The 17,562-nt window shown below is 34.5% G+C and carries 20 protein-coding genes; 5 read left to right on the top strand and 15 right to left on the bottom strand.

Features of this window, described 5'->3' with window-relative positions; genetic code table 11:
• Positions 1–112: 112 nt before the first annotated feature.
• The 5 genes from D8M03_RS07160 to D8M03_RS07140 all read right to left on the bottom strand — a co-directional run bounded on the left by D8M03_RS07160 (position 113) and on the right by D8M03_RS07140 (position 7,239).
• Entirely contained in the window at positions 113–1,198 is a 1,086-nt protein-coding gene (locus tag D8M03_RS07160) for an SDR family oxidoreductase (protein WP_121214097.1), read from the bottom strand.
• A gap of 194 nt (positions 1,199–1,392) precedes the next feature.
• On the bottom strand, positions 1,393–2,970 hold the full coding sequence (locus D8M03_RS07155) for a peptide chain release factor 3 (RefSeq protein WP_121214096.1): 1,578 nt from the start codon (positions 2,968–2,970) through the stop codon (positions 1,393–1,395).
• 127 nt (positions 2,971–3,097) lie between these two features.
• Positions 3,098–4,567 carry a UDP-N-acetylmuramoyl-L-alanyl-D-glutamate--2,6-diaminopimelate ligase gene (locus D8M03_RS07150; protein WP_121214095.1) on the bottom strand — a complete coding sequence of 490 codons (1,470 nt, stop codon included), beginning with the start codon at positions 4,565–4,567 and terminating at the stop codon, positions 3,098–3,100.
• A 7-nt stretch (positions 4,568–4,574) separates the two neighbouring features.
• Positions 4,575–5,633 (bottom strand): M42 family metallopeptidase, encoded by a 1,059-nt coding sequence (locus tag D8M03_RS07145; protein WP_121214094.1) that lies wholly within the window; start codon positions 5,631–5,633, stop codon positions 4,575–4,577.
• Between the two features lie 217 nt (positions 5,634–5,850).
• Positions 5,851–7,239 carry an aldehyde dehydrogenase gene (locus D8M03_RS07140; RefSeq protein WP_121214153.1) on the bottom strand — a complete coding sequence of 463 codons (1,389 nt, stop codon included), beginning with the start codon at positions 7,237–7,239 and terminating at the stop codon, positions 5,851–5,853.
• Positions 7,240–7,402: 163 nt separating this feature from the next.
• On the opposite strand from D8M03_RS07140, the gene D8M03_RS17680 reads away from it, so the two are divergent.
• Positions 7,403–7,558, top strand: a complete 156-nt coding sequence (locus D8M03_RS17680) for a hypothetical protein (RefSeq protein ID WP_170148402.1) — start codon at positions 7,403–7,405, stop codon at positions 7,556–7,558.
• A gap of 77 nt (positions 7,559–7,635) precedes the next feature.
• Here the strand turns inward: D8M03_RS17680 and D8M03_RS07135 are convergent, their stop codons facing one another.
• Complete coding sequence (locus tag D8M03_RS07135; protein ID WP_121214093.1) at positions 7,636–8,247, bottom strand: thermonuclease family protein; 612 nt, start codon at positions 8,245–8,247, stop codon at positions 7,636–7,638.
• Positions 8,248–9,027: 780 nt separating this feature from the next.
• Positions 9,028–9,606, bottom strand: coding sequence for a phosphatidylglycerophosphatase A family protein (locus D8M03_RS07130; RefSeq protein ID WP_121214092.1), 579 nt, complete (start codon positions 9,604–9,606; stop codon positions 9,028–9,030).
• 132 nt (positions 9,607–9,738) lie between these two features.
• Here D8M03_RS07130 and D8M03_RS07125 point away from each other — a divergent pair, with 132 nt between their 5' ends.
• From D8M03_RS07125 to D8M03_RS07115, 3 genes are all read left to right on the top strand, one after another.
• Positions 9,739–10,458 (top strand): alpha/beta hydrolase, encoded by a 720-nt coding sequence (locus D8M03_RS07125; protein WP_121214091.1) that lies wholly within the window; start codon positions 9,739–9,741, stop codon positions 10,456–10,458.
• A gap of 81 nt (positions 10,459–10,539) precedes the next feature.
• Entirely contained in the window at positions 10,540–11,055 is a 516-nt protein-coding gene (locus tag D8M03_RS07120) for a YjcG family protein (protein ID WP_121214090.1), read from the top strand.
• Between the two features lie 4 nt (positions 11,056–11,059).
• Positions 11,060–11,488: a GNAT family N-acetyltransferase gene (locus D8M03_RS07115; RefSeq protein WP_121214089.1), complete on the top strand. Its 429-nt coding sequence runs from the start codon at positions 11,060–11,062 to the stop codon at positions 11,486–11,488.
• A gap of 64 nt (positions 11,489–11,552) precedes the next feature.
• Here D8M03_RS07115 and D8M03_RS07110 read toward each other — a convergent pair whose 3' ends face one another.
• The 6 genes from D8M03_RS07110 to D8M03_RS07085 form a co-directional block, all read right to left on the bottom strand.
• Entirely contained in the window at positions 11,553–11,801 is a 249-nt protein-coding gene (locus D8M03_RS07110) for a stage VI sporulation protein F (protein ID WP_121214088.1), read from the bottom strand.
• A gap of 12 nt (positions 11,802–11,813) precedes the next feature.
• Positions 11,814–12,026, bottom strand: coding sequence for a YjcZ family sporulation protein (locus tag D8M03_RS07105; RefSeq protein WP_414674153.1), 213 nt, complete (start codon positions 12,024–12,026; stop codon positions 11,814–11,816).
• A gap of 64 nt (positions 12,027–12,090) precedes the next feature.
• The gene (gene spoVAE / locus D8M03_RS07100; RefSeq protein WP_121214087.1) at positions 12,091–12,459 is read right to left on the bottom strand and encodes a stage V sporulation protein AE; all 369 of its coding nucleotides are present in this window, start codon (positions 12,457–12,459) and stop codon (positions 12,091–12,093) included.
• A 9-nt stretch (positions 12,460–12,468) separates the two neighbouring features.
• Positions 12,469–13,467: a stage V sporulation protein AD gene (locus D8M03_RS07095; RefSeq protein ID WP_121214086.1), complete on the bottom strand. Its 999-nt coding sequence runs from the start codon at positions 13,465–13,467 to the stop codon at positions 12,469–12,471.
• Positions 13,461–13,916, bottom strand: coding sequence for a stage V sporulation protein AC (gene spoVAC, locus D8M03_RS07090; RefSeq protein ID WP_121214085.1), 456 nt, complete (start codon positions 13,914–13,916; stop codon positions 13,461–13,463). The genes D8M03_RS07095 and spoVAC overlap by 7 nt, the downstream gene beginning before the upstream one ends.
• Positions 13,916–14,317, bottom strand: coding sequence for a YhcN/YlaJ family sporulation lipoprotein (locus D8M03_RS07085; protein ID WP_170148401.1), 402 nt, complete (start codon positions 14,315–14,317; stop codon positions 13,916–13,918). Before D8M03_RS07085 ends, spoVAC begins: the two co-directional genes overlap by 1 nt.
• A gap of 328 nt (positions 14,318–14,645) precedes the next feature.
• Here D8M03_RS07085 and D8M03_RS07080 point away from each other — a divergent pair, with 328 nt between their 5' ends.
• On the top strand, positions 14,646–15,266 hold the full coding sequence (locus D8M03_RS07080; protein WP_121214083.1) for a CotY/CotZ family spore coat protein: 621 nt from the start codon (positions 14,646–14,648) through the stop codon (positions 15,264–15,266).
• Positions 15,267–15,455: 189 nt separating this feature from the next.
• On the opposite strand, the gene D8M03_RS07075 is transcribed toward D8M03_RS07080, so the two are convergent.
• Positions 15,456–15,797, bottom strand: coding sequence for a hypothetical protein (locus D8M03_RS07075; protein ID WP_121214082.1), 342 nt, complete (start codon positions 15,795–15,797; stop codon positions 15,456–15,458).
• 61 nt (positions 15,798–15,858) lie between these two features.
• Positions 15,859–17,235 carry a magnesium transporter gene (mgtE, locus tag D8M03_RS07070; protein WP_121214081.1) on the bottom strand — a complete coding sequence of 459 codons (1,377 nt, stop codon included), beginning with the start codon at positions 17,233–17,235 and terminating at the stop codon, positions 15,859–15,861.
• Positions 17,236–17,562 lie beyond the last annotated feature (327 nt).

The following is a 17,562-nucleotide window of genomic DNA, read 5'->3' as shown; positions in this document are numbered from 1 at the left end:
GTGAAGTAAGTATCTCACAATACTTATAAGCTACTCCCCTTTGACAATAGTCAAATGGATATTTGATTTTCTGTAACCTGATTATAACACAAATTCACTAATATCTTCAATATTATTTTATTTCAATTTGGTAAAGTTTGTTACCTTTATTTTCATTATAAAATTTAACCATTGATGGAATGGATGCGATGAAGTCTGGACAAGTGATGTTCCCCTTTATCAAAATTTCCTGTGCTTGCCGACTATCGAAGGTTGCATTCCATGTTAAGTAATCTAATGTTTCTATTTCAACACCTAGCATTTTTCTTAAATTTTTTATTTTCATCATAGATCGAGCAATTTCTATTGGAAAACGTCCCCTTGGATATTTACCTGTCATTTCCTTTACCATAGTACGAAACACTTCTTGCACTGGATGGGGTTGTGGATCGGTTAAATGTAGTGTTTTATTAATCGCACTTTCCTCTGTACAAATAAATGTTGCTGCATCAACAATATAATCAACAGGGACTACATTAATCGTTGAAGTAGAATGACCTAAATAGGGTATAAAGGGTAAACTTTTTAAACGATCAATCATATTTAAGAAAAAATAAGGACCATCAAATTTAATCGTTTCACCAGTAACCGAGTGTCCTCTAACGATGCCAGGACGTATAATTGTAGTTGGGACTTTTCCCTTTAGATCCTCGACTAATAGTTCTGCTTCAAATTTTGTTTCTTCATAGTAATTTTTAAATTGAGGTGGTCGAACAAGTTCCGTCTCTAACAATACCCCTTCTCTCGTCCCTGCAACATAAGCAGTACTAAAATACATGTAACGGTTAAGATTGGGTAGTGATACAACAAAGTCATTTACCATGGATGTACCATGAACATTTACTTTCCAAGCAACTTCTCTTGGTACAGCTAAGTCATAAATTGCGGCTAAATGCCAAAAGACCGAAATCTCAGGCACAATACGTTTCAAGATGTCATGGTCCAAATCAAGGTTCGGTAACGTAATATCCCCTTTTACTAACTCCATTGTGCATCCAGGATAATGGGTAAGTATTTCTTCCATTTCTTTTTGTGCTTTTTCAATTTCCGTTGGTAACACTAATACGATTACAGAATCTGAAACTTTCTTCTCAAAAACACTTCGAATAAGTTGACTTGTAATAAATCCAGGAAAACCAGTGAAAAAATGAATCCCCATATTATGACCCCCAGTCTATTTTTTATATAGCTGTTACTTGTTTCCATTTTATCTCATTACTAAATTAAATACATCTAAGATATGAGGAAATAATAGTTTCCGATTGAAACTTTCACTATTATAAACAAGCCTGGTCTAAATTTATCCCATAAAAAAATACGGCCTACAATTGTAAGCCGCGTAAAAGTTTTCTCTTATAACAAACTATAAAGCTTAATGTTCTCATTTTTATCAGAGAACCAGCGCATTGCAAATTCGTTTTCAAATAAGAATACAAGGTTGTCAAAACGATCTTTTACAAGCATTGAACGTGTTGAAGACATTGATTCTTTTACATCTTCTTCATTTTCAATCCAACGAGCAATTTTTGAGCCAATTGGTTGCATGATAACTTCTACATTGTACTCATTTTTCATTCGATGTTCGAACACCTCAAATTGAAGTTGTCCTACTGCTCCGAGGATGACTTCTTCTGTGTGCAATGTTTTGTAATATTGAATTGCACCTTCTTGAACTAATTGTAAGATCCCTTTATGGAATTGTTTTGATTTCATTACATTTTTAGCAGAAACTTTAACGAAAATTTCTGGTGTAAACTGCGGTAATTTTTCAAATTGGAAGGTCTTTTTACCACCGACTACTGTGTCTCCAATTTGATATGTCCCTGTATCGTATAGACCAATGATATCTCCTGCCACAGCCTCGTCAACTGTTTCACGGTCATCGGCTAAGAATTGTGTAGATTGAGACACTTTAAAGGATTTCCCTGTACGTGATAATGTTATATTCATTCCACGCTCAAATTTACCAGATACAATACGGACAAAGGCAATACGATCTCGGTGTGCTGGATTCATATTCGCTTGAATTTTGAAAATAAATCCAGAAAAATCTTTATGTTCCACTGGGTCGATGAATTGCTCATCCTCTGTAATACGTGGTTGTGGTGCAGGTGCAAATTGTAAGTACGTTTCTAAAAATGTTTGAACACCGAAGTTCGTTAAAGCCGAACCGAAAAATACTGGAGTTAATTCGCCACGACGTATTTTATCCTCAGAAAATTCATTACCTGCTTCATTTAAAAGAATGATGTCATCCATTGCTTGTGTATAGTATGATGTCACTTTCATTGGATGGTCCACAGCTAATTCGCCATCCTCGTCGATTGGTAGAAAGCGTTCTGAATCTTCTGTACGGAACTGTTCAATACGTTTGTTATAACGGTCATAGATTCCTAAAAATTCTTTCCCCATACCAATTGGCCAGTTCATAGGGTATGCATTAATTCCAAGTACTTCTTCAAGTTCTTCGATTAATTCAAGCGGCTCTTTCCCTTGTCGGTCTAACTTATTAATAAAAGTAAAAATTGGAATACCGCGCATACGACAAACTTTAAATAGTTTTAATGTTTGTGCCTCAATCCCTTTGGCGGCGTCAATAACCATTACCGCGCTGTCTACAGCCATTAAAGTACGATACGTATCTTCAGAGAAGTCTTGGTGCCCAGGTGTATCTAAAATATTAACTCGAAAACCTTGATAGTCAAATTGCATAACAGAAGATGTAACAGAAATTCCACGTTGCTTTTCAATTTCCATCCAGTCTGATGTTGCAAATTTACCTGTTTTCTTCCCTTTTACAGTACCAGCATCACGAATGGCACCACCAAATAAAAGTAATTTTTCAGTAATCGTCGTTTTACCAGCATCCGGGTGGGAGATGATGGCGAAGGTACGACGTGAAGTTATATCTTGTTCTATTTTTGAAGTCATAGTTTAAGTCTCCTTTATTAATACCTTTCCTATCATATAAGAATTTAACTAAATTACACAACCTTTTTTCATTCTATCCAATAAAATACCCTCTCTATTATAGTTAGAGAGGGATAAGAAGCAAAAATTACACAAATTTTAATCGTCCAGCCTCAATCGCGATTTCTGCATCACTATGAGGATATTTCGTGTTACCGATAATTTGATAATCTTCATGACCTTTACCAGCGAAGATAATAATATCTCCTGGTTCTGCAACCGAAACTGCATGTCTTACAGCTTCTGCTCTGTCACCAATACATGCATAATTTTCATGTTGCATACCTTTTTCTAAGTCACCAGTAATACTGTCATATTCTTCATAACGTGGGTCATCTGTTGTCAATACAACATAGTCCGCTTTCGATGCTTTTTCAGCCATTGCTGGACGTTTTGATTTATCACGGTTACCACCAGTCCCAACAAGGAAGATGATTTTTTTGTCCGGCTTTTTATATGGAAGTGCTGCATTGATTGCCTTTTCGATTGCATCTGGAGTATGCGCATAATCAATAAAGATTTGTAACGGTAAATCAGTTACAATTTTCTCCATACGACCGCGCACAGGGTTTAAATCTTCAATCTGTTCAATGATTGCTTCCAATTCGAAGCCTCTTGAATAGAATACCGCTGTAGCAGCTAATATATTGTAAACATTAAATTCCCCAATTAACTTCATAGAAACAGGGAATTTCCCTTCAGGTGTTATCATGTCGAAGGTTGTAATGTTATCATCATAACAACAATTTTCTGCACGGAAATTTGCATCATTTTTTAAACCATATGTCCAAACTGGATATGGAGTTAATTGTGCATATTTTTCAGACCATGGATCATCGGCATTTAAAATAACTGATTTATTTTTCGTTAGATCTTGTCCAAGTTGTGAGAATAATAAACCTTTTGCGTTTCCGTAGTTCTCCATTGTTCCATGGAAATCAAGATGGTCGTGGGTTAAATTCGTAAATACGGCCACATCATAATCAACTCCAGCTAATCTTCCTAATGCTAATCCGTGAGAAGAAACTTCCATCACCATCGCACGACAACCTTCCATTTTCGCACGGAAAATCATTTGTTGTGTACTTAATGCATCGCTAGTTGTATTAGCTGATTCGTATAAAACGCCATTTAAATTAAAGCCGATTGTACCAGAAACCGCTGACTTTTCTCCCATACCAATAAGCATATGATGAATTATGCCAGATACGCTTGTTTTCCCATTTGTACCAGTAACACCAATCATTGTAATATCATTTGAAGGATATTCAAAAAATTTCGCTGCTAATAATCCCAATGCTCGATTCGTATCTTGAACAATGATTTGAGCAACTTCACCTTCTAATTGTAATTTTCGTTCCGTTACAATGACGATAGCACCCATCTCGACTGCTTTTTGAGCATAGTCATGTCCATCTACGGTATATCCCTTAATACAAATAAATATACTTTTTGGTTGAACACTTCTAGAATCGATTGAAATATCCTTTATTGTTGTTGGTAACTGCCCTACTATTTCTTTATAAGGAATTACGCTAATTAATTCTTCAGTATACATACCTCACTTAATCCTCCTTAACCATTGCTGAAGTGACATAGACATATAACAATTGTGCAGTTGCCTTAAGTGAGTCAATATGTGTTCGTTCATATGCATGGCTCGACTCAATGCCCGGACCGAATAATGCGTGCTTCACATCAAACCCAGCTCGAATTGCAGCAGATGCATCCGATCCGTAATATGGATAAATATCTAATTTATAATCAATTTTATGTTGTTCGGCTAAATTTACAAGATGTCTTGTTAAATCATAATGATATGGGCCACTAGAATCCTTTGCACAGATGGATACAGTGTATTCATCTGTGGCTTGACCATCACCAATAGCACCCATATCAACCGCAATATATTCTACAACTTGCTCAGGTATATTTGAATTTCCACCATAGCCAATTTCTTCGTTATTTGAAATATAGAAATGTGTTGTATAAGGAAGCTTAATATTATTTACTTTAATATATTTCATTAATTGCAATAATAGAGTTGTACTTGCTTTATCATCTAAATGTCGCGATTTAATAAAGCCAGATTCTGTAACTTCAAAACGTGGATCAAAAGATACGAAATCCCCTACATTAATTCCAATATTTCTTATATCTTCTGAGTTTTTCACTTTTTCGTCAATCCGTACTTCAATATGTTTCTCATCGCGTTTGATTTCTCCTGCTTTCGCATAAACATGAACTGATGTTTCATGCATTAAAATTGTCCCGCGATTTTTTTTTCCAGAAGCAGTATGGATTGTACAATATTCACCTTCAACCGCATTCCAATTAAAGCCACCTACCATTGCAAGCTTTAATCGACCATTTGATTTTACTTCTTTTACCATAGCTCCTAATGTATCCACGTGGGCAGTTAAAAGTCTATGGGATTCATTATCTTCTCCAATAAATGTAGCAATAATAGCGCCTTTATTCGTCTTTTTATAGTCAATACCTAGGTCAGATAAATACTCCCCAATAAACTTTATGATTGTCTTTGTATATCCTGATGGACTAGGAATGTTTACGATTCGGCCTAATAAATCTATGGTATCTTCTTTATAAAATACATCATTCATCAATAAGCCCCCCAACTTATCCATTCATAAATGAAATCTGAATAAAAATAATCATATCAAAATTCGCCAATTATCGACACCCTTGAATAAAGAAAAATGTCTAAAATAGCCATAAGTTTTTAATAAATATATCATTTTTATTCTTTTACCATAATCTAGTGAACATGTATGTAATTCGAAAGACCGAGAAATTTGAAAACAAACTTCTCGGTCGATACTATTTTAAAATAGAACGAACTAATTTTATTTTTTGTTTATAAGGTGGAAATGCGATATTTGTTGCTAATTTTGAAGAACGTTTCATAACTGATTTTGCATGAGTAAAGTTTTCAAAACTCGCTCTACCATGATAAGCATTCACACCTGAAGGACCTACGCCACCAAAAGGTAAAAATGGGTTTCCGACATGTGAAACAGTATCATTAATACATCCTCCCCCAAAAGGCAACTCTTGTAGGAAGTACTCTATTGCCTTTTCATGTTCAGAAAAGAAATAGCCAGCTAATGGTTTGGGAAGTTGCCGAATCTGATGAATCGCTAACTTTAAATCATCATAAACCATAATCGGTAAAATTGGACCAAAAATTTCGTCCTCCATAATAGGATTATTCCATGTGATATTTTCCAAAATTGTTGGTTCAATAAATAAATCTTTGCTGTCTGTTTTCCCACCAAATGTAATGTTCTTTTGCTCTATCTCAATTAACTTGTGTAAACGATCGAAATGTCGTCTATTAACAATTCGACCATAATCCTTACTTTGTTGAATATTACGACCATAAAACTGTGTAATAGTATTTTTAAGTAGAGTAACAAACTTGTCGTAAACTGAAGAATGTACTAATAAATAGTCTGGAGCAACACAAGTTTGACCAGTGTTAGTAAATTTCCCCCAAACAATTCTTTTTGCTGCCACTTCAAGATTAGCCGTCTGATCAACAATTGTTGGACTTTTACCGCCAAGTTCCAATGTAATAGGCGTTAATCTTTCAGCTGCAGCTCGCATAATAACTTTTCCTACAGACACACTACCTGTAAAGAAAATATAATCAAAGGAAGAATGAATCAGTGCAGTAACTTCTTCTTTCTCTCCCTCAACCACACGAACGTAACATGTATCAAAAGTTTCTCCGATTATTTTTTTAATAATGTTAGTCGTGTGAATCGTTGTTTCTGAAGGCTTAACGATTGCTGTATTACCGCTAATTAAAGCACCAATTAATGGCTCCATAACCAGTTGAAATGGATAATTGAAAGGGGCAATGATTAATACTACTCCATACGGTTCTCTTACGATAAAGCTTTTTGCAGGTTGAAAATGAATTGGTGTTTTCACTTGAACGGGTGTTGACCATTCATCAATATTTTTAATCATCAATTCAATACTACTAAGAACTAATCCAACCTCATTTGTATACGCTTCAAATTCACTTTTTCCCAAATCTAAATTCAACGCATGTAAAATGTCTTTCTCATACTTTTTTATTTTATTTTTTAATTTTTCTAGTTGTTTTTTTCTGAAATCAATACTTTTTGTACACCCTGTAAAAAAGAAGTTCCTTTGTTCTTCTATCATTAATTCTACTTCTTCTTCAGTGAATTTCATCATTTCTCTTCCCCCAATCAATACATAATATTTTTTTTTCGGTTCATAATAATTATGTACAATTTACTACTAAATGTCTTTCAAAATCCTTTTTACAACGCTATTGAAGTCAATATTGATTGTAAATTAGATTCGAAAGACGTTATAAGGGGGCAATTTATTTATGATTTCGACTGATACTTGGTGGGAAAAAATCTTTTCAGGACCTTTGTCAATTGGTTTAAATGAAGAAAAAGTACATCAATTAGAGGACGAATCCTTTTTATTCCTAAGTGAAGAAGAACAATTGCCACAAGACAATGAATATCAAAGTGAATAAGAATTCTGGATGAAAAAAATTGTATAAGTAAAGAAAAAGGACTGTTTTTCTATTTTGAAAGACAGTCCTTCTATTTTTTAGTTTTGAATTACCTCTGGATGGAACCCATCTTTTTGTAGGTAATTTTCATGTTCCCAAATATTTAATTTATTAGCTTTAGCAGTTTCTTCAATTTCACGAAATTCTTTTTCCAGTGTGTTATTTGGCTCATTTATATATCGAACAGCAGCATATCCTTCTTTTAGTAGAAGCTCTTGTAGAAGAACATCATCTACAAAAACATAAGTCAATAATCTACCATAGTTATCTGTTTCAGGTCCCACATCATAAAGCAATTCAATTTTAGACGCATTTTCTAATAAGTTTAATGTATAACTTTTCGCTTCTTCTGCATAAGGCATAGGATCCTTTTTATCATAATTCATTTCCGGAGTATCGATCATGAGTAATCGAATTCGCTCTTCTTGTCCATTCACTTTTACACGAAATGTATCGCCATCATTAATGGAAATATACTGCGCTTCAATCAACTCATTACCAGTAGCCTCCACAGCAAGTTCTGGCGTGATTTTATACTCATCACTAATTTGCTCAGATTCTTTCGACGAATTATTAAACAATAAATAAAGCACAACTGCGAGAATAACTGTCCCACTAGTAATAATCGTTTTTATATCAGAAGCTTTCATCTTACTACCTCATTCTTTCATTTTTCCTTAGTAATAGTACCATACAATTACATGTCAAAAAATAAAATTTATATTTATCACGAAAAGAACAGATTTGATTACTATCATTTGTGCTAGGGCCAATTAACAAAAAATAAGTATGCCTTAAAGAAGGCAAAATATTATTAATTCATAAAGTAGTTATTCTATTTTAAGTAATCGCGGCCTACAACTGTAAGCCGCGCACTTATACTAGAAAGTTTAGAGGCTAAAACAAAAAAGTGAGCGGACCTTACACAAGCAGGTGACAAAAACGCCACATCGTGTGGCATTGTCACCATGACCAACATCGTGTTGGCCCCAAAAACAAGTCGTAAAGACAACACAAGTTGGCTTTGCGGCTTGAGTGCAACGTCCGCTCACAAAAGTTAAATCCTTTTTAGTATCCCGATACGAGAAATCGAAAGAACGATTCCCATTGATTCAAAAAAGTGGTCATTCTATTTAAGTAGCCGCGGCCTACCACCGTAAGCCGCGCACTTATACTAGAATGTTTAGAAGGTAAAACAACAAGTGAGCGGACTTTACACGAGCAGGTGACAAAAACGCCACATCGTGTGGCATTGTCACCATGACCAACATCGTGTTGGCCCCAAAAACAAGTCGTAAAGACAACACAAGTTGGCTTTGCGGCTTGTGTGCAACGTCCGCTCACAAAATAAAATACTTTATTAGTATCCATAATAAAAATAAATAAAAAGAGCACTATTACACTAACGTAAATAGCACTCTTCATCGGGATTATTCACTTTCTTGATTTTTCGGTGGCTTTGGCCCTAAATCTTGTGGAGGTATATCTGCAAACGTCTCGCCCTCTTCTTCAAGATCGCGCATACGGTGTGCAATTCGTGAAGCCGCACAAGCAGCAATACTTCCAACCAAATCATCTAAAAACGTATGAACCCCATTACCAACTTTCGTATCTAACTTTTTAATAATCCCAACTTTATTCTTATCTAAATGCCCATAAGTTGTTAAAGCAATACTTCCATAAGTCATTACCGAACCAAGAGCAAGCGTTTCATCAACACCAAATAAACCTTCATCAGATTCAATAATTGATTGTAATGGTTGCGATAATAAATTTTTCTCAGCTAACTCATCTAATTCGATTCCAACTAAAACCGAATGCTGAACTTCACGTTTACGAAGGACTCTTTCAACTGAGTTAATACAATGCTCAATTGTCAGTCCCTCATTATATGGTATTTGCATATCATAAACGATCTCTGCAATATCATTAATTGTGACACCACGTCTTTCTAAAGCTGCTTTCGTGGCTTTTGCTACTTCTTCTGAAGAAATTCGTTTTTTTACCATTTTTTAGCCCCATTTCTTTTAATGACAAAATAAAATTCTTTCTGTTTTTTCTACTATTACGACCATAGTACACGTAGAAATACGGATATGATACAATTTTAATACATCAAAGATATGATAGGAGGTCCCCTCGTGGATCAAGGAAAAGTAAAAGATATTACATTTTTTAGCAATTCTTTGCAAGAGGAAATGGAATTACTGATTTATGTACCAGCAAATTATACTCCTCTTAATAAATATAACATCTTAATTGCATCAGATGGAAAAGATTATTTCCAACTAGGTGGAATCTCACGCCTAGCAGATAAATTAATCGATGACTTTGAAATCGAAAATCTAATAATCGTCGGTGTACCTTATAAAAATATTGAAGATAGAAGAAAAAAATATATTCCAACTGGAGAGCAACATGAAGCATATTTACGCTTTTTAGCACATGAACTAATCCCATATTTAGACAATGAGTTTTCAACATTTCAACTTGGCTCGACACGTGGTTTAATTGGCGATTCTATGGCTGGAACAGCATCACTTCTTGCAGCAATAAAGTATCCAAACATTTTTTCAAAAGCCATTTTACAATCACCGTATGTTGATGAACATGTACTACAATTAGTTGAAAAAACTCCAGTTAACAATACCTTATCGATTTACCATGTTATTGGCACAGGTGAAGACAAAGTATTAACGACTGATAAGAAAATTAAAGATTTTCTAACACCAAATAGACACCTTCATAATTTACTTTTAGAAAAAGGCTATAATACTTTTTACGAAGAATTTAACGGTAACCATACTTGGAAATATTGGAAACCAGATTTAAGAAGAGCATTAATTGAAAACTTTAGTTAACAAAATGCTCGTTAAAATGCCTAAATTTCTCTAATCTGCTATAATTAAATTCGAAAAGAAGATTTAGGGAGGTAATGAACGATGAAATATGGAATTGTTGCTTTTCCATCTAAGAAATTACAAGATTTGGCAAACACTTATCGAAAACGATATGACTCACATTATACAAAAATAACGCCGCATATTACATTAAAGGAAGCTTTTGATGCTGATGAAATCGAAATTCAAAAGATCTCTAAAGAAATCGCATCAATTGCTAATAATTTTGCGCCGTTAAAAATTCATGCATCTCGTATCAGTTCGTTCTTCCCAACGACAAATGTAATCTTTTTCAGAATTGAACCGACAGATCAGTTGAAAAACCTTCATCAAGAACTTCAAAGTCGAATAAATATCGGAAAACCGAAACATGTATTTATTCCACATATTACGATTGCTCAAGATTTAACTGAAACAGAGCATGACGATATATTTGGTCAATTACGTATGATTGGTATTAATGAACAAGAAACGATTGATCGAATCCATTTACTATACCAATTAGAAGATGGTTCATGGACAACGTATGAAACATATCGCTTAACTGGGGATGAGTAATGAAGTGTTTGAAGTTAAAGTAGTTAAAACAAAGGAAGAATTAGAACTAGCATTTGCCATAAGAAAAAAAATATTTGTAATGGAGCAGGGGGTTCCTTTACATCTAGAATTAGATGAATATGATGCTATTTCTACTCATTTTATCGTTCTTGATCAAGACAAAACAATCGCTGCTGCAAGATTACGTGAAATTGACAGTAAAGTAGGCAAAGTTGAACGAGTTTGTGTGTTAAAAGAATACCGAGGAAAAAAGCTAGGTGTTCTGATTATGCAAAAAGTTGAGGAATACGCTATTAAACAGGGCTGGAAAAAACTTAAGTTAAATGCACAAAGTTATGCCGTTCCTTTTTATGAAAAACTAGGGTTTAAAGTAACATCTCCTGAATTTTTAGATGCCAATATTCCTCACCGAGCAATGGAAAAAATAATATAAAAAGGACGCCACTTTAGTCGAAACCAATCTTCTTATTGGTCTGAGTACTAAAGTGGCGATATTTTTATCCTAGCATTTTTTGAATTTTTGATAGATCTAAAGATTGACCTTCTTGAATAATTGACTTTACGATTTGATTTTCTAAGTCTTTAGAAATTGGCTTATTCGCTAATTTACTTACTCGTTGTACGATTTTTCGAACTTGCTTTTCATTTTTAAAATCAGCATATTGAATGGCATTTGCCAAAGCAAAAATTTCTTCCATGTTTACGCCAGTTTTATTTTCTATTTGTTTAAAAAAAGGGTTCTGCATTTTTTTCCCTCCCTACTTAAAGCAGCTTCCTACGATTATCAATAAAATAAATAACACAACAATTAATACAAATAACGATCCGTTGTATTTATTGCCTCCACAACAAACGTTCTTTCCCATATCATATGCTGGACTTTCTTGAGTGTGACCACAGTAATTATATGGCATAACTTGATCGTGTCCGTAACACATTAAAGGACTTTCTTGACCATTATGTTCCCACATAAAAATCCCCTCCTCTCGACTGTATATTATGCTCATATACATTCGAAAGGAGGGGTTAAACGCCCTAGTTCACTTTTCCTTTAGGTTTAAAAATTAATGCAGCAATAAAACCAAAAACAATTGCAGAACTTATACCTGAGCTCGTAACTTCAAACATTCCTGTTAATACCCCAACCCATCCATGTTTTTCAGCCTCTGCAATTGCACCAGATGTTAATGCATTGCCGAATGATGTAATTGGGATTGTTGCACCTGCTCCAGCTAAATCGATTAATGGCTCATACCAACCTAGTCCTGCTAAAATGGATCCTGCAACTACTAAGGTCGATAATGTATGGGCGGGAGTTAATTTTCCAACATCCATTAAAAGTTGGCCAATTACGCAAATCAACCCGCCTATTACAAAAGCTAATAGAAAATCAATAAAAATCATCTATACTCCTCATTCCACCGTAATTTCAACTGCGTGTGCTGTACAAGGGATCGATTCCCCTTGTTGAAACGATAATGGAGAAAGGAGCGCACCAGTAGCACAGAGTAATACCCTTTTATACCGACCAGTTTTTAATTGCTGTTCCATATAACTATAATAAACACTTGCCGAGCACCCTGCTCCACTTGCCCCAGATTGGAAACTTTTATCTTCTCCATAAAATTCAGCACCCGCATCACGGAATATTTCTAATTCTTCTTGTTTTGCACCAGTTTGAGCAAACATCGCTTTTAATATTTTCAACCCAATTTTTCCTAAATCTCCGGTCATAATGACATCATAATCTGAAATCTTTTGATTACGCTTTTTCAAATGTGATTGAATCGTATCAAATGCAGCAGGTGCCATTGCTCCTCCCATATGGAAAGGATTCACCTCACCATAATCCACTACTTTCCCAATTGTTCCAGCTACAATGGAAGGTAAATTTGGTTGATGTTTTCCGACTAATGCATAACCTGCAGCAGTAACTGTCCATTGTGCAGTTTCTGGCTTTTGTCCACCATAATCAATAGGATAACGGAATTGGCGTTCAATTGAATTATGCTGACTGGATGACCCAGCGATTGCATATTTTGATGCTCCTAGTTCTGTTAACAGACTAGCAACAATCAACGATGATACAGAGGTTGCACAGGCAGAAAACATACCGATAAATGAAATAGCTAGTTCCCTCGCTGCGAAATTTGTTGGTGTCATCTGATTAACTAAATCACCACTAAGGAAATAATCGATATCTAAATTATTTGTTATATTTGCTTTCTTCATAATAATTTTGCAAGCTTCTTGAATCATCATTGCATGGCCTTGTTCATTCGTTTGTTGATTCCAACGTTCATCTTCTACTACCGAATCAAAATACGAATAAAAAACACTTTTTTTCTCTAATGGCCCCGCAACTGACCCACATGCAATAATTGATGGTTTTGTATTAAATAAAATTACCATTCTACCACGCCCATTGATACTAAGATTAGTTTAATTAACGCTACGAAAAATGCGGAAGCTACACCAAACACGATTACAGATCCTGCAAGTTTAAATATATTTCCACCAACACCTAATACAAGACCTTCTGTTTTATGTTCGATTGCAGCTGAAACGACAGCGTTACCAAAACCTGTTACAGGTACTGCACTTCCTGCTCCAGCAACTTGTCCTAATTTACGATAGAGCCCGAACCCAGTTAAAAGCATGGCAAGAAAAACCATAGTAGCGGCAGTTGGATTACCAACTGTAGTTTCTGTAAAATCAAAAAAGATAATATAAAAGTACGTAATTGCATGTCCTATCGTACAAATTAATCCACCAATTAAGAAGGCTTTTATTATGTTCTTTAAATAGGGGGTAGGTGGTGTGATTTTATCTTCTATTTGTTGATATTGTTGCTGGTCCACTATGTTTCCTCCTTAGCAAGATCTTTTAGCTTTTCAACTTCATCGCTAATCTTTTTTTCATCCTCTTCTTCAAGAAGTTTTTGTGTTTCCCAAAATAATTTATAATCAGCTGAAACAAACACTTCTAAATCAGGAAATTTCTCTTCAATTTGTTTTTTTAAGTTTTTTTCAATTTTTTTCTTTTTATAATCTAGCCAAGGTTTCGCCTGTACTGCTACTAATAGTTGATTATCTACAAAAATTGCATTACCAGCGTATACTTCATTAGAGTTATTAATCACTTCCCTGACGCCTACATCGGTTTCATTATTAACAGTATTGTTAACTTCAACTGTTTGTTCACCAGAGCATCCAAATAGAAAAAATGGAATGCAAAATAATGTCCATGCTATTTTTTTCAAAATGAAACCCCCTTTTTTTATCCATTATGAGCATGTCTATTTAAAATTATTCAGAACGACAAAATGCACTATTTTAAGCCATTTTTATTTTTTCCCGATTTTTCAAAAAGAATGTAGACTAATGAAAAAAATCAAAGAACAATTAAGAAGACCTTCATCAATTTAGTAAAATTGTGCTGAACTACCACAAATTTTAGAACAACTAACTATATCAAAACTTTTCAACAAAAAAACTGTCCTAATTATGCGGCCTAAGGACATTCGCCCGTTTTTTAAATTCAATTTGACATATTGTAGATTGAAGTCAAAATAAGTGAGGTGAAAGATAATGGGTTGTGGTAGAAATAATGTTGAAGGCACTTCACATCATGAGGGTTGTGTATGTGAAGTAGTAAAAACAATCTTAAAACTACAAAACCATGTAGTAAGACATGAATGTGATGAGTGTGGAACAAGTTGCTTCTTAGAGCCACTAGGAGGTTTAAGAAACCATTCTCGTAACAATGCAGATACTCGTGTGTTCATGCTATTAAATAAAGACGGTACTCCATTCAAAGCTTTTTTCAAAGAAAAAGATAATAATAATAAAAATGGTAGAGGTAGAGACGGTAAAGATGGTAAGGATGGAAAAGATGGCAAAAAGGATAAAGAAATGTTCCATTTTTCACCATTCTTCCGTGTAGAAGATGTATTTGGTGATTGCTGTGCAACATTACGCGTTTTAGCACCAGTTGACGAAGATGGTGAAGTTGTTGATGTGTTTAATGGTAATGGTGATGGCAAAGGCGGTCACAATCATGGTAATAACAATGATGGAAATCTAGACTTAGATGAGTTAGAAGATGTTGTAGACTTCGAAAAAACAGACAGCTGCTTAACTGTTGATTTAGCAGCATTCGTTGCTATCCAATGTATCGCAGACGTTGACTTAGATATCTGCAGAAGATAATTTACAAAATGGAGGGACTAATCATTGCGATTAGTCCTTCTTTTAATTTTTCGTAAAGATTCGTGCAAATTTAGCTCCAAATGAAATACAAAGATTCTTTGAGCAAATGGAGATATTATCTAAATCCTTAATAAATAAACAAAAATAAAAACTGACAAACCGCTTAAGCGGTTTTGTCAGTTTCATATTTTATCTTGAAGTAGTAATTACCTCGATTTGATTTCCATCAATTTCGATAATGTCTTCATTATTATTTATTTTCACTATATTCCCATTTATTTCTTGAATCTTTCCAGTGATCGATTCCCCATTACTTAAATAAAATCGTAAAATCCGATTGCTATTTATTGGTTGGGAAAAGAAATTGAGTTGTCTAGCAATAACAGGATTTACTACACGACCTGATCTAGCGATTTCATAAACGGAAGTACTTTCCTCCATAGACACATCCAGTACATCCTGGGGTTCTGCCTCTTCTACCTCAATATAATAAAATGGTGGAGTTGGAATAAATAATAACGGTTCTTCCATTTTGCACATCCTTTTTTTCATAAAATATGCAAAATCTTAAAATACGTGAATATTGCCTAACTTAACCTATTTGTCCTAAAAAAGTTGTTGCTAATCCTAAATAAATTAAAATACTCGTTACGTCATTTAAAGTTGTAATAAATGGGCCGGAAGCTACGGCTGGGTCAACTCCTAGCTTATGAATTAACAAAGGAATAAAGGAACCTGCGATCGTTGCAACAAGGATGGAACAACAAATTGCTGCTCCTACTAATAAACCTATAATAAGGGAATGCTTCCAAAAGAAAATAATACCAATTACAACAAGACCACATATTAAACCTGTAATTAGTCCTGTCATAATTTCACGCATCAACATTTTAAATTTGCTTTTCTCTTGAATTTCACCTGTAGCTATACCGCGAACAGCAACGGCTAAAGCTTGTGTCCCACTATTCCCTGAAGTACCAGAAATCAATGGGATAAAGAGGGCAAGCAGTGCAACTTTATCTAAGGTTGCTTCAAATTGAGCCATAATTGTCGCCGTAATCATCCCTAAAAACAGTAATATAATAAGCCAAGGTAAACGTTTCGTTGCCGCTTTTAATGGACCGCCATCAATGTCATCAATATCGGATACCCCTGCTAGTTTGGAATAGTCATCTGAAGCCTCTTCGTCAATTACGTCAATAATATCATCGACCGTAATAATCCCTTGCATTTCATGTTGTTCATTGACAACTGGAATTGCTAAGAAGTTATAATCTTTCATAATTTGTGCAACTTCTTCTTGATCATCGGATACTTTAACATATACAACTCGCTCATTCATAATGTCGCGGATTAACGTATCTTCCTCTGAAATAATTAAATCACGTAATGAAATAACTCCCGTTAAATGGTGTTGGTCATCCACTACGAAAACATAATAAATCGTTTCGGCATTTGGAGCTTCATTGCGAAGAACAGTCATTGCTGATCGGACTGTTGAATTTTCCAATATCGAAACATACTCGGTTGTCATAATAGCCCCAGCCGTATACTCTTTGTAGGCTAGTAATTCGTTTATTTCTTCAACCGTTTCACTATCCATCATTTCAAGAAAACTTTCCCGTTGTTCCTCATCAAGCTCATGTAACACGTCAACGGCATCGTCTGTATACATAAAAGAAAGCATTTCTGCTGCGTAAGATGTGTCCATCTCGTTTAAGAATTGCTCATATTCTTCATCTTCTAATTCAATTGATTCAAAGATTAATGCCATTTCTCGAGGAGACAAGAATTGATAGATGGTGATACGTATGTCAGGTCCAACCTTCTCATAAAATTGTGCCTGATCGTACGGATGAAGTGCTAAATAGTTTTCACGAAACGAATCAATATCTTCATCTAGTAATAATTGTCGTAAAAATTCTTCGTCATATTGAGTTTCTTGATTATTTTTACGTTGTTCTACCATACTTGTCCCCTCCTCTCAAACTTCATCATATGTGCAAATACAATACAGGTAAATACCTTTTTTTAAGTTCACAATACTTTTACAAATATGATTCTTTTTCTTAAAAGTTCTAGCCATTAATTAGATAGATTATCATTTTTCTAATATAACATAGATTTTCAAATGAGCGATTTGAAAATAAAAAGATGTTCGATTCATTTTCGAACTGATATTATCCCCTTTAAGTAGACAATGTAAAAAAGGCTACGGTAATCTGTAGCTAACAGTCTATTTAGAGGGGATTTTTCTATGTCCAGAAAAAACAATACTTATTCAAATGATTTCAAA

The sequence above is a fragment of the Ureibacillus endophyticus genome (genome assembly GCF_003628435.1).
Classification (GTDB): domain Bacteria; phylum Bacillota; class Bacilli; order Bacillales_A; family Planococcaceae; genus Ureibacillus; species Ureibacillus endophyticus.
Note: the sequence above shows the minus strand (reverse complement) of the source record. Positions and strands in the feature narration are given on the sequence as shown.